Source organism: Kumtagia ephedrae (genome assembly GCF_003012745.1).
In the GTDB taxonomy this organism is placed as follows: domain Bacteria; phylum Pseudomonadota; class Alphaproteobacteria; order Rhizobiales; family Rhizobiaceae; genus Kumtagia; species Kumtagia ephedrae.
Genome location: NZ_PXYK01000001.1, coordinates 1 through 12,355 on the forward strand (window position 1 = coordinate 1; position 12,355 = coordinate 12,355).

Consider the following 12,355-nt stretch of genomic DNA (forward strand, 5'->3'; position numbering starts at 1 on the left):
GCGACAACGTGACGGTCGACGTCGAGCTGATCGTGCCGATCGCCATGGAGGAGAAGCTGCGCTTCGCCATCCGCGAAGGCGGCCGCACCGTCGGTGCCGGCGTCGTCGTGTCGATCACTGAATAAGACGACACGAAAAAGGAAGCTCGGCCGGGGCGCTGTCGCGCCCCGGCCGGCGTTTTAAGCAGCCGGGGGCGCTTTAGGCATGAAGCTCAGGGACATGATGACGCTCGCCTTCGGCTCCGAGCAGAACAAGCGGGTTGTCTGGAAGCGGCAGTTGAAGCGAGCTGCCCTGCGCTACGGCTTCTATCACTATACCGCGCATATGGTCTGGAAGGACCAGCCGTTCTTCGCAAGCGCGCGCGAGCGGGCCAATGGAATCGCCGGCATTCCCGACCCGCGCTGCTTCGTGCTGCAGAGTTGTTTGCGCTCGATCGGCGGCCTCGAAGGCGATGTGGCCGAGTGCGGCGTTCGCCAGGGGCGCTCGGCTCTGTTCATGCTGACCGCCGATCTCCGCAAGCGCGATTATCATCTCTTCGATTCCTTTGCCGGACTTTCCGAGCCAAGCCTGGAAGATCGGAACGGGAAGGGTGATCTCAGTTGGGCCGCCGGCGACCTGCGCACTGACGAGGCTGTGGCGCGTAAGCATCTCGCCGACTTCGATAACGTTCGCTTTCATGTCGGCTGGATACCGGACACGCTATCGGCGGTGGCCGACCGCAGCTTTGCCTTGGTTCATATCGATGTCGACCTCTACGAGCCGACACGCGATGCGCTCGACTTCTTCTACGGGCGGACGAAGCAGGGCGGCCTGATCGTCTGCGACGATTACGGATCGGCCAAATGTCCGGGGGCCCGCAAGGCTTTTGACGAGTTCTTCGCCGAACGTCCGGAGGGGGTGATCGAAATCCCGACAGGCCAGGCGATCGTCGTCAAGCAGTAGCTCGGCTCGTCTGTCGGGATCGACAGGTCACGATTTGCCGGCGTCGTCGTGAGGATCTTAGGCTTCCGCAAGCGTCGATCTGGAGGCCGAGTCTTCACGGACCCGCCCTTTCTGTTTCTGGGATGACAAGGTAGAGTCCTCCTTCAGCTAGTGGCAATCGGGGCGTCTGCTCGGCAAATCCGAGCGCTTCCCAAGCCTTGGGGATCGAGATGTCTGACGCTGCACTTTTGCCGTTTCCGGCGCCTGCGGTTGATTCCAAGGCAGAGCTTCAATGGCAGAGGACGCTTGGGTTCCATCGCAACTGGGCGCAGCAGAGAGGTTTTCTCGGCCGGCCATGGTTCGTGCTCGGTTCCGCGCCCTCTCCTACCATCCCAGATCGCCTGCCCGAGAACACTGCCTACGTCTATGTGAAATATGCGGGGCATTCGGCGAAAAGGCGCGGACTCCCGGACGCCGATCTGACGCTTCTCCTGACCAAAACCGAACCACAGCAGATCGCCGGGCTCAAGTCGAGCAACACTTTGATAATGGGAAGGGCCTTTCCCTTGAGCGCCAAATTGAAGCGGCTCATCGGCTACTCCCGGTCCAACCAAGCCGAACTGTATCGCGTGGAGCGTGACCAGTTCATCGTCCGCGCGCTCGGTTCGCTTTTTTCCGGAATTGGCGAGGAGAAGCGTCCATCCAACGGCATCAGCCTTCTCGCCTACGGGCTGGCGCTCGGCGTGCCCCAGATCATCGTGGCCGGCATGTCGCTCGAGTCAAACGGTCATGACTACAACGGGGTGGGCAAGAAGCGCCGTCATGTCGCCGAGGACCGCGCGGCTCTTAAAGAGATCGCTGCGACCTATCCCTTCGTTTCGACGACTGAAGAGAATCTGAACCGTCTCACCGGCCTACCCCTTTACGACGGATAGGAGCATCAGCCAGGTCGATAAAACGGAAGCCCTGTCGCTTCGTGGACGCTTTGTTCGGTCTTGGAAACGTCGGGAAAGCGTTCGGCCATGACAGTAGGTGCGGCACGATCCTCTGATCGTCGGATCGGACGCGGAGCCGAGAAAGAAAGAACCAGGTTCGCCCAAGATGCTTGTGGCGTTCAAGCCAGCTGTGGTGATGGATGAAGGCATCATCGTAGGTTGCGGCGACAGCGGAAAAAACCTGCGTCCAGCTATTTCGCCGCATTCTTGCGAGCGTTCTCCCTCCGAGTGGCATGTTCCGCGAGATCGGGTCGCCGCCGCGCGACTTCGCTTTCAATCAGGCTGGCAATGCGCCGAGATTCGTGAGGCGGCTCGTAATCATACCCTTCGAGCGTGCCGTTGAATGGTCTTGTGAGCTTGAGCGTCTCGCTCATGTCGCGATGGAACCATTCGAATTTATCGAGACGGGCGCCGGGGTTTTTGGCCAGATCGAAAACATAAGTCGGTTGCCCCGTGGCCAGCGCCTCGCACGTCATGGTGATCGAATCTTTGGTCACAAGGAATGCGTCGGCCGCCGCGAGAAAGTCGCGAAATGGGTTCGCGCCCTGGCGATCCCAGACGACAATTCTGTCGCTGCGCAAAGAGAGGAGCCGGTCGAGCAGATCGGCGCGCGAGCGGCGGGAGGTGGAGGCGAGCACGGTCCAGCCATTGGCGGCCAGTTGTTTGACCGTCTCGATCAGGCGATCGATCGTCGCGTCGTCGTAGAGATAGGCTCGGTTCGCCCCGCCGGCGAGCACGGTAACGACCTTGTCGCCCTTGGAAGCCCAGCGCTTGCGCGCCTGCTCGCGGAGCCGGTCGACGATTTGGTGGTCGATCTGGTGGGGCACGCCGACCATCTCATGCCAGTTCGTGTGACGCGCCTTCTCATCGCTCCAGTCGTGGCGCGAGATGAACGCCATGTCGAAAACCCCGGTATATTCCGGTTGTGGCGTCGCGAGGTGGACAGTGAAAGGTTTTACCTTGCAGGCCGCGACGATGGCTTCGACATGCGAGTTCGCAACACCGCCGCAGGAGACGACGAGCTGGGGCTCGGGCACTTTCAAACGACGATAGGGAGAAAAGATGCCCCGCCGCCATGCCGGAAGCTCGCGCTTGACCACGACCTGATACGGTTCCGGATCGATCAGGCGCGCCACACCCAGGCACTGCGTCAAGGTGCCCGCCTTGGCTTCGCTTACTGTCCACACGCGCATCTTTGCACCACTATTTACAAGCAGCGCGTCAACAAACGCAACCTGCGATGAACCGGCGGTCAGCATCAATCGGCCGATCTGGAATTCCACAATTTGAGCCCTGCGTCGCTGGCCAGATCTTGCTCGGTCGTGAACAGCTCTGCCCGCGAACGCAGCCGCTCGAGGATGAACGCGTCCTCCTCGACCTGCCGGCGCGGGCGGCCCTGCTGATCGTAGGAGTGGCCGACCTTGGAAAGCGAGATGCCCGCGACCACGACCTCAGGCACGCCCATGAGCATCGCGTAGCAGATCATGGCCACCCCGTTGGTGACCTTGCCCAGATCTCCAACTGCCCGGACGGAGACGCCGGCCACATGCGTGACGATAGCGTCGCGCTCGGGCCGCTTCAGGGACATGAGGCTGCCGATGTGGTCGTAAGGCTTGCCGATCAGTTGCAGCCGGAGAAGGGCGGGCGGCCAAGTATGCATCCATAAGAGCCCGCGAGTGTCGATATGAGGATGTTCCTCCCAGGATTTCTTTCGCGCACGCACCGTCAGGTCGGCCCGCCCGAGACCCAGGGCGGCGGCCGTGCGTCCGGCATTGTTGATGTCTATGCGGGCGTGGCTATGCGCGATTTCTGCAGGGATCGTAGGGTTGGGCGCAGATCCGTGAATTAGCCAAGGCTTATGTCGAATGCCGAGTTCGTCCAGCCACTGCATATGTCGCACGGCGATTCGTTCCAGGTCCCTGCTGACAATTGCCGGGGTAGGTTCAGCATTCATTCGCCTGTCTCCCGCGCCGAATCGTCCGCCAAGGCGCATTGCGGTTGGGCGCGGCCTTCTGCCTGACGAGGAATCCTTACGGCTCAACCACCCGCGAGACGTTGGCGAGATCAGGAAACCTCTGCAAAACTTCTCGGCGGGCGTTCTTGTAGCGGTCCGAGTCTTTCCCGCGCCAAGCTTGCGCTGTCCAGATAACGGAGTCGTTGGCGAAATCGAAGTCGATGAATTTTTTCGGCATATCTTTGACCATCAAATTTGTGCGTCTTGATGTTGCAATCATTAGATAATGAAAGACGATCTGATCGATATGATAGCTCGGGCGGAGATCCAAAACCGATGCGAGTGCGCGCGACAAGTTTGCAGCGAAGCGGACGCCTTCAGGTGTCGGATTAAGTCCGATTGCGCCTGCCAATATCTTGCGCCAGGGCTTCTCTTGTTCGGGTCGCCTGGTTACCAGAACATCGGCGTCCCGGCGCACCGGTTCATAAGCAGGCCAGATTTTTTGAATGGCAATGCCGTCAATGTCGATACAGAGCACCGGGGCGCCGGCCGCTTCGATGACAGCCGGAGCTATTAAAAAGCGGGAAGCGGCGTAATATATGGTTTTATACGGCAGGCCTTCGGCGAGATTGCAGTCGTCGACTGTCCAAGTCAGCGACACGTACCGCAGCGATCTCGACATTTGTTCGATATGGGTGACTGCTTGCAGCGATGGCGCGCATAGATGGAGATGTAGCCGCTGAGCGGTCTCAAGCAGTTCTATCGACAGCACGAGAGTGATAGCGAAATGCTTGTAATAGTAGTCGTCGCATGCCGCGACGATCACGCCGCCCTCGCCCGGTTGGGGTAGGGTGCCTGAAACTCCGCGCTTGAAGCGCTCCAATTCGTTAAAGCGAGTTGAGGACGTCAAGGACCTCCGCACTCGGTTCGCTATCAGGAAGCGGGCGAACAACGAATGGCGCTTCCTTTTGATGACAGCGGGTCTTCCCTCGCTCTCGCTCGTGTCCAAGGGTTCCCTTCCAATTATCGCGGCCGGCAACCGCAACATGGCGTCTGCTAACATAATTCGCGCTTCCGGCAACCTAAATCTAACAGGGACAGTCGATAGAGCGCTTCGCAAAGCTGTTGGCCCATGACCAGAATGCAACAGCGAACCTATTGCAAAATTGCCGAGAGCGAACTATCGGTTCGCTCCATTAGGGGTATAGCTCAGTTGGTAGAGCGGCGGTCTCCAAAACCGCAGGTCGCAGGTTCGAGCCCTGCTGCCCCTGCCAGCGATCACACAGCGGTCGAGCCGAAATCGGCGCCGAAACGCCCGCCATCTTATGTCCCGTGCCGGCTTCGTTGCACCGAGCGAGTTGCGGGTACTAAGGTTTCGCGGATCGCATCGCCGAGAGACTCGGGCTGGGCGGGGACGCCATGAAGGCTTCGCATATCCGGTTCTGGGCACTAGTTCTTGCGTTCCTGACCTTGTTTGCGCCCGCCGACCCGGTGAATGCCGCGGCCCGCATCTGCAGGCAGCTCGAAGCCGAGCTCGCCGGAGGCGTCGCGAAAAGCCCGGCGCGCGTGCGCAAATACGATGCGGCGATCGTCCGCCAGCGCGAGCAGATGGCGGTCGCGCGGGCGCAAGCGCGCGACGCCGGCTGCGGCTTCGCGCTCGCCGGGCGCGCCGTGCGGCAATGCGCGGTCATCAACGCCACGCTGCAGCGCATGGCCGACAATCTGGAGACGCTGCAGCGCCAACGCGGACAGCTTGCCGGCGGCAAGCGCTCGCGCGCGAGCCTGTTGGCGGCGCTGAACGCGAACGGTTGCCGCGGCGGGGGCAACGACGAAGGCGACCGGGGCGGCATGCGCACCGCCGCCGACCCGGAAAAGGCGCCGGACAGGCGGCCCGCCGAGGCGCCAGCGCGCGTGCCGGACAAGACCGCCGGCGGCCCCGGATACGCCCTTCTCGGCGCGCCGCCGGCGGAGCGTTTTCGCACCATGTGCGTGCGCGTCTGCGACGGCTATTTCTTCCCGATGTCGCAGTCCTCCTCGATCGGCGACTTCGATCGCGACGTCCGCAACTGCCGGTCGTCCTGTCCGGGCGCCGAGACGCAGCTCTTCTACGGCCCGCCGGAGGCGGAAGGCGCGGCCGACATGCTGTCGACGGCGACCGGCCGCGCCTACCAGGCGCTTCCCACCGCCTTCCTGCACCAGAACATGTCGGAGTCGCGCACGCCCGGTTGCGGCTGCAAGGCGAATAGAAGTTTTGAAGTGGTCGCCGGCGGGGCCGGAAACCAGCGCCTTGCCGTGCCGCCCGCCCCTGCCCCGGCCGGCATAGAAAAGCCCCGCTCCGGCGAGGCGTCCGCGAGCATCGTGGCGATTCCGGCGCCGCCGCAGGCGGCGAGACCTGCCGGCCCCGCTGCTCCGCCGATGGCCCCGGCACACGGCACCGAACGGCCGCTGGAAGACCGCAAGGTCAGGGTCGTCGGGCCAGCGTTCCTTCCCGATCCAGAAGCGGCAGGAGATCCGCCAGCTCCGGTCCCGCCTCGCGTCCGGTGAGCGCCAGCCTGAGCGGCAGGAACAGTGGCTTGCCCTTGCGGCCGGTTTCGGCCTTCACCGCCTCGGTCCACTGCTTCCAGGTGGAGCGGTCCCATGGCTCCTCCGGCAGGAGGTCGAAGGCGGTGCGGACGTAATCGCGGTCCTCGTCGCCGAACTCCGGCGTCTCGGCAGGCCCATCGCGCAAGATGCACCACCAGGTCGCAGCGTCCTGCACGCTGTCGACATTGCCGCGCACGGCCAGCCAAAACGGCTCGGCCTTGTCGCCCGAAATGCCGAGCACGCCCAGCCGATCGCGCGCTTCGGCGAAGGGCATGTCCTTGAGCAGCGTATGGTTGAGAGCGACCAGATCGGCCGGATCGAATTTCGCCGCCGATTTTGATGCGGCGGCGGGATCGAAGCGCTCGGCAAGCTCGCTCATCGTCGGCACGGCGGCGATCGCCTCCGACGTCCCGGTGAGCACGGCCAGCGAAGCCACCGCCATCGGCTCGATGCCCTGGTCGCGCAGGCTGCCGACCGACAGCGCGCCGGTGCGTTTCGACAGCCCCTCGCCCGTTGCCGTCGTCAACAGATTGTGATGGCCGAAAGTCGGCGGCTCGGCGCCCAGCGCCCGGAACAGGGCGATCTGCACGCCGGTATTGGTGACGTGGTCGTCGCCGCGGATGACATGGGTGACGCCCATGTCGATGTCGTCCACCACCGAGGGCAAAGTGTAGAGATAGGTGCCATCCTCCCGAACCAGCACCGGGTCGGACACCGACGCCAGATCGACGGTTTCGTCGCCGCGCACGATGTCGGCCCAGGCGATCTCGGTGCGTTCCGGATTCTCCGGCTCGCCGGCGGGAAAATTCGGCAGCAGGAAGCGCCAGTGCGGCCGGCGCCCCTCCGCCTCGAGTGCTGCTGTCTCTTCCGAGGTCAGCGCCAGCGCCTCGCGGCCATAGACCGGTGGCAGCTTTCGCGACAGCCGGACCTTCCGGCGCAGTTCCAACTCCTCCTGCGTCTCGTAGCAGGGATAGAGCAGGCCCGCCGCCTTCAACCGCTCGACCGCCGCGTCGTAGCGGTCGAAGCGCCGCGACTGGTATTCCGTCCGGTCGGGATAGATGCCGAGCCAATGCAGGTCGTAGAGGATGGCATTGGCGTATTCCTGCTTCGAGCGCGCCTGGTCGGTGTCGTCGAAGCGCTGGATGAAGCGCCCCTTGTGCCTGGCGGCGAACAGCCAGTTGAACAGTGCCGTGCGGGCATTGCCGATGTGGATGTTGCCCGTCGGCGACGGGGCGAAACGAACGGTGACTGTCATGGTCGGGCGGGTTAACGGAAGCGTCCGGCCATTTCAAGGCATCAGGCAGGCCCGCCGGCTACAGGCTGCCCCGCCCTGCCCCGGGCGAGCGCCGATGCGCGCCACAACACCGCCGATACCGCCAGGCAATAGATGCCCATGGCGACGATCTGGGCGGGATAGCTGACACCGGCATCGATCAGGATGCCGCTCAGGCCCGGCCCCGCCGCCGAGGCGAGCACGGATGCCGCCACGATCAGCGAGCGGATGGCGCCGAGATGCTTCAGCCCGTAGATTTCGGGCCAGACGGCGCCGAACAGCGTGGTCGACAGCCCGTTGGAGACGCCGATCAGCGCCATGAAGGCGAAGGCGCTCCACTGCGCCTCGACGCCGCCGAGCACGAAACAGGCGGTGCCCAGCGGCAGCAGCACGAAGGGCAGCAGCCTCACCCCGGAATAGCGGTCGATCAATTGCCCCGATACCAGGGTGAAGCCCGTATTGACGGCGGCCATCAGCACGAAGGACGAAGCGAAGGCGGTCAGCGACCAGCCGCGCAGCTCAACCAGATAGACCTGATGGAAGAACACCGTGGTGACGATGAAGCTCGGCGCCGCTACGCCGAGCAGCGCCATGTAGAAGACCGGATCGCGGATGACTTCGGCGCGCGTCCAGTCGCGCGCGTCTGCGACGCGGGGCACCGGATCACTGGCGCGCGGCGTGCGGTCGACAGCGACCAGCGCGGCTGCCGCCGGCAGCGCCACCAGGATGAGCAGAGCCGCAGCCACCAGCCAGCCGTTGCGCCATCCGATCGCCGCGGCGAGCGCGACGAAGGCCGGCGGGAAGCCGGCGTCGCCGGCATTGTGGCCGATGATGATGATCGACAGCGCCCGGCCGCGCTGCGCCGAGAACCAGCGAGCGATCGCCGTATAGGCGTTGTGCACCATCATGCCCTGGCCGAAGAGACGCAGCAGGTAGATGGTCAGCAGCAGCAGCACGACGTTGCTCGAATAGGCCATCGTAGCCGCGGCCAGCGCCAGCATCGGCACGACCAGCAGCGTGACCGAGCGTACGCTGAAGCGGTCGACGATCGGCCCGAGCCGCGGCAGCGTCAGCGCGCTGGCAAGCGTTGCGACCATGTAGATCGTGCCGAACTCGCCATGCGAAAGCCCATAGTCCTGACGGATGTGGCCGGATGAGAGCGAGATGAACGTGGTCTGCCCGACCGTCGAGAAGAAGGTGAGCAGGAAGCCGCCGGCGAGCCAGCGCACGTTGTCGCGAAGGAATGTCAGAAGGGCCATGCAGGGATCGCCGAGGAGGTCCGGCTTTGATAGGGCGGCTGCTGCGGCATGGAAAGCGCCGAAACCGTCTGGCCCAATCGAGCAAGGTTGCTCTCTTGCCAAACAGATAAGTATCTGCTTATTTGTTTGCATGAACGAGACGGACATATTCCGCGCGCTTTCCGATCCGACCCGACGGGCCGTGTTCGAGAAACTGGCGGCGGGCGAGAGGAACGCCACCGAGCTGCGCGAGGGTTTCGGCGTCTCGCAGCCGGCGATCTCGCAGCATCTGGCCATCCTGCGCGGCGCCGGCCTGATCCGCGAGCGGCGGGCCGGACGGCACGTCCACTACAGCGTCGAGCCGGACGGGCTGGAGCCGCTGTTTTCCTGGATCGAGCGGCACCGCGCCTTCTGGCCGGCGCGGGTCGACCGCCTCAAGGATCTGCTCAGGGAGATGGACCAATGACCGCGACGACGATCGGCGAGGACGGCGAGGTGGTGGTCGAATGCGGCCTGGACGCCCCTGCCGAGCGGGTGTGGCGCGCGCTCGCCACCCCGGAACTCGCGGCCGACTGGCTGGATGCGACGTGGGCGGCGGGACGATGTGATGGCGATGTGCCGCCGGACCGGGAACCTCAACCCGACGGTCCGAACCCGGGAGCGAAAACGTTCGAGATCGTCGAGGCCGAACCGTTTTCGCGCCTTACCTACCGCTGGCGCGAGGGTCGCGTGGAGAGTTTCGTGACGGTCGAGCTGTCGCCGCGCGGAGCGAAAAGCACCTGGTTCCGGCTGGTTCACAGGCCGCCGGAATCCCGGACGGCCGCTAACGGCAACACGCCGATGGCGCTCGCCGCCTAAGCATGTCTCCCGAACGTGTGCAGCGGTTTCGGGACATCGGACATGCGCAAAATCAAGAACCTACAGCGCGTCGCGTGAATTCTTTTTCACGCGACGCGCTGTAGCCGAAGTCACTGCAACACGGAAAATCTGGAGGATCGCGCCATGCGCGACACGATGCAACTCGTCCCCATGGTCGTCGAACAGTCGCCGCGCGGCGAGCGCTCGTTCGACATTTTTTCCCGCCTCCTGCGCGAGCGGATCGTCTTCCTGAACGGCATGGTCGACGACAATTCGGCGGCGCTGATCTGCGCCCAGTTGCTGTTCCTCGAAGCCGAGGATCCGAAGAAGGAGATCGCCTTCTACATCAACTCGCCGGGCGGCGTCGTAAGCAGCGGCTTCGCCATCTACGACACCATGCAGTTCATCAAATGCCCGGTGGCCACGCTGTGCATGGGCACCGCTTGCTCGATGGGCTCGTTCCTGCTGATGGCGGGCGAACCCGGCCGCCGCGTCGCGCTGCCCAATTCCAGCATCGTCGTGCATCAGCCGCTCGGCGGCTTCCAGGGCCAGGCTTCCGACATCGAGCGCCACGCCCGGAACATCCTCAAGACCAAGCGCCGCATGATCAGGCTCTATGCAAGGCATTGCGGCCGCACCGAGGAAGAGGTGGAGCGCACGCTCGACCGCGACTTCTTCATGACGGCGGAGGAAGCAAGGGATTGGGGCATCGTCGACAAGGTCAACGGCAATCGCCTGGATGTCGAAGGATGATTGGAAAAGCCCGAAGGTGGGCTTCCCTCCGTTTGGCTTGCGAGTACCTATGATGGTACGGTCGGCACTCCGGATATCGTCGGCCTACCCCCGGTCGCGGAAACGGTTGGTGATCGGGTAGCGGCGGTCCCGGCCGAAATTCTTTCTGGTGATCTTGACGCCGGGCGCCGCCTGCCGGCGCTTGTATTCGGCGATGTAGAGCAGGTGCTCGATCCGGTGCACCGTGTCGCGGTCGTGGCCGCGCGCCACGATCTCGTCGACCCCCATCTCGTTCTCGACCAGGCATTCGAGGATGTCGTCGAGCACCGGATAGGGCGGCAGCGAATCCTGGTCCGTCTGCTTCTCGCGCAATTCGGCCGACGGCGCCTTGTCTATGATGTTCTGCGGGATCACCTCGCCGGAGGGCCCGAACGCGCCCGGCGGCACGTTGCCGTTGCGCCAACGCGCCAGCGCGTAGACCTGCATCTTGTAGAGGTCCTTGATCGGATTGAAGCCGCCGTTCATGTCGCCATAGAGCGTGGCGTAGCCGACCGACATCTCGCTCTTGTTGCCGGTGGTCACCACCATCGAGCCGAACTTGTTGGAGATCGCCATCAGGATGGTGCCGCGCGCCCGGCTCTGCAGGTTCTCCTCGGTGATGCCTTCCTTGGTGCCCTCGAAGAGCTGCGTCAGCGCATGCGAAAAGCCCTCGACCGGCTCGGCGATCGGCACGATGTCGTAGCGGGAGCCGAGCGCGCGGGCGCAGTCCTCGGCGTCCTTGAGCGATTCCATCGAGGTGTAGCGGTAGGGCATCATCACGGCGCGCAGCCGCTCCTCGCCAAGCGCGTCGACGGCGAGGGCCGCGCAGATCGCCGAATCGATGCCGCCGGAGAGGCCGAGCACGACGTTCTTGAAGCCGTTCTTGTTGACGTAGTCGCGTAGTCCGAGCATGCAGGCGCGGTAGTCGGCTTCCTCCTTCTCCGGAATTTTCGACATCGGCCCGCCGGTGCAGGTCCAGCCTTCCGCACTTCGCTTCCAGGTGGTGACGGCGAGCTGTTCCTCGAACTGCGACATCTGCATGGCCAGCGCCTTGTCGGCATTGATGGCGAAGGAGGCGCCGTCGAAGATCAATTCGTCCTGGCCGCCGAGCTGGTTGGCGAAGAGCAGCGGCAGGCCGCTCTCGATCACCTGGCGGATCGCCACCTGGTGGCGCACGTCGAGCTTGCCCCGATAGTAGGGCGAGCCGTTCGGCACCAAAAGCAGCTCGGCGCCGCTCTCGGCCAGCGTCTCGCACACACCGAGGTCGTTCCAGATGTCCTCGCAGATCGGGATGCCGAGCCGCACGCCGCGGAAATTCACCGGTCCCGGCATGTCCGGACCGGCCTGAAAGACGCGCTTCTCGTCAAACTCGCCATAGTTCGGCAGGTCGACCTTGTAGCGCTCGGCGACGATCTTGCCGCCGTCGAGCAGCATGATCGAATTGTGGGTGCCGCTCTTGCGCTTCAGCGGCGTGCCGATAATCACGCCCGGCCCGCCGTCGGCGGTGTCGGCGGCGAGTTCCTCAACCGCCCTCTCGCAGGCGGCCAGCAGCGCCGGCTTCAGCACCAGATCCTCCGGCGGGTAGCCAACGATGAACAGTTCCGTGAACAGCACAAGGTCGGCGCCCTGGCGGGCGGCGTCGGCGCGCGCCTCGCGCGCCCTGGCAAGGTTGCCGGCGACATCGCCGACGGTCGGGTTGAGCTGGGCGACGGCGATGCGGAGTATGTCTGGCGCGGTCATGACATGCGATTTAACCCGCGCG

Annotated in this window: 13 protein-coding genes and 1 tRNA gene; 8 read left to right on the forward strand and 6 right to left on the reverse strand. The window is 64.1% G+C overall.

From position 1 onward, the window contains the following. The 3 genes from C7I84_RS00005 to C7I84_RS00015 form a co-directional block, all read left to right on the forward strand. Positions 1 to 125, forward strand: a 125-nt coding sequence (locus C7I84_RS00005) for an EF-Tu C-terminal domain-related protein (protein ID WP_483423485.1), incomplete at its 5' end; no start/stop codon positions are given. Between the two features lie 94 nt (positions 126 to 219). Then, entirely contained in the window at positions 220 to 942 is a 723-nt protein-coding gene (locus tag C7I84_RS00010; protein WP_207770940.1) for a TylF/MycF/NovP-related O-methyltransferase, read from the forward strand. Positions 943 to 1,151: 209 nt separating this feature from the next. Beyond that, the gene (locus tag C7I84_RS00015; protein WP_133170036.1) at positions 1,152 to 1,856 is read left to right on the forward strand and encodes a hypothetical protein; all 705 of its coding nucleotides are present in this window, start codon (positions 1,152 to 1,154) and stop codon (positions 1,854 to 1,856) included. A gap of 251 nt (positions 1,857 to 2,107) precedes the next feature. Here the strand turns inward: C7I84_RS00015 and C7I84_RS00020 are convergent, their stop codons facing one another. The 3 genes from C7I84_RS00020 to C7I84_RS00030 all read right to left on the reverse strand — a co-directional run bounded on the left by C7I84_RS00020 (position 2,108) and on the right by C7I84_RS00030 (position 4,879). Beyond that, on the reverse strand, positions 2,108 to 3,199 hold the full coding sequence (locus C7I84_RS00020; RefSeq protein WP_133170037.1) for an ELM1/GtrOC1 family putative glycosyltransferase: 1,092 nt from the start codon (positions 3,197 to 3,199) through the stop codon (positions 2,108 to 2,110). Further along, a complete protein-coding gene (locus tag C7I84_RS29595) occupies positions 3,175 to 3,870 on the reverse strand; it encodes a hypothetical protein (protein WP_133170038.1) in 696 nt (231 codons plus the stop codon). Before C7I84_RS29595 ends, C7I84_RS00020 begins: the two co-directional genes overlap by 25 nt. Before the next feature lie 76 nt (positions 3,871 to 3,946). Continuing rightward, the gene (locus C7I84_RS00030) at positions 3,947 to 4,879 is read right to left on the reverse strand and encodes a hypothetical protein (RefSeq protein WP_133170039.1); all 933 of its coding nucleotides are present in this window, start codon (positions 4,877 to 4,879) and stop codon (positions 3,947 to 3,949) included. 189 nt (positions 4,880 to 5,068) lie between these two features. Between C7I84_RS00030 and C7I84_RS00035 the strand changes: the two genes are divergently transcribed. Together C7I84_RS00035 and C7I84_RS00040 are read left to right on the forward strand one after the other, a co-directional pair. Then, a tRNA-Trp gene (locus C7I84_RS00035) sits at positions 5,069 to 5,144 on the forward strand. A gap of 145 nt (positions 5,145 to 5,289) precedes the next feature. Beyond that, a complete protein-coding gene (locus C7I84_RS00040) occupies positions 5,290 to 6,414 on the forward strand; it encodes a DUF2865 domain-containing protein (protein ID WP_106770109.1) in 1,125 nt (374 codons plus the stop codon). On the opposite strand, the gene gltX is transcribed toward C7I84_RS00040, so the two are convergent. Continuing rightward, a complete protein-coding gene (gene gltX, locus C7I84_RS00045) occupies positions 6,332 to 7,708 on the reverse strand; it encodes a glutamate--tRNA ligase (protein ID WP_106770110.1) in 1,377 nt (458 codons plus the stop codon). The genes C7I84_RS00040 and gltX overlap by 83 nt on opposite strands. Positions 7,709 to 7,749: 41 nt before the next feature. Continuing rightward, positions 7,750 to 8,985, reverse strand: coding sequence for an MFS transporter (locus tag C7I84_RS00050; protein ID WP_106770111.1), 1,236 nt, complete (start codon positions 8,983 to 8,985; stop codon positions 7,750 to 7,752). Between the two features lie 130 nt (positions 8,986 to 9,115). Between C7I84_RS00050 and C7I84_RS00055 the strand changes: the two genes are divergently transcribed. The 3 genes from C7I84_RS00055 (at position 9,116) to C7I84_RS00065 (ending at position 10,575) form a co-directional block, all read left to right on the forward strand. Next, the gene (locus tag C7I84_RS00055) at positions 9,116 to 9,430 is read left to right on the forward strand and encodes an ArsR/SmtB family transcription factor (protein WP_106770112.1); all 315 of its coding nucleotides are present in this window, start codon (positions 9,116 to 9,118) and stop codon (positions 9,428 to 9,430) included. Continuing rightward, positions 9,427 to 9,822 (forward strand): SRPBCC family protein, encoded by a 396-nt coding sequence (locus tag C7I84_RS00060; RefSeq protein ID WP_106770113.1) that lies wholly within the window; start codon positions 9,427 to 9,429, stop codon positions 9,820 to 9,822. The genes C7I84_RS00055 and C7I84_RS00060 overlap by 4 nt, the downstream gene beginning before the upstream one ends. Positions 9,823 to 9,966: 144 nt before the next feature. Then, complete coding sequence (locus C7I84_RS00065) at positions 9,967 to 10,575, forward strand: ATP-dependent Clp protease proteolytic subunit (protein WP_106770114.1); 609 nt, start codon at positions 9,967 to 9,969, stop codon at positions 10,573 to 10,575. 84 nt (positions 10,576 to 10,659) lie between these two features. Here C7I84_RS00065 and C7I84_RS00070 read toward each other — a convergent pair whose 3' ends face one another. Continuing rightward, a complete protein-coding gene (locus C7I84_RS00070; RefSeq protein WP_106770115.1) occupies positions 10,660 to 12,333 on the reverse strand; it encodes an NAD+ synthase in 1,674 nt (557 codons plus the stop codon). Positions 12,334 to 12,355 lie beyond the last annotated feature (22 nt).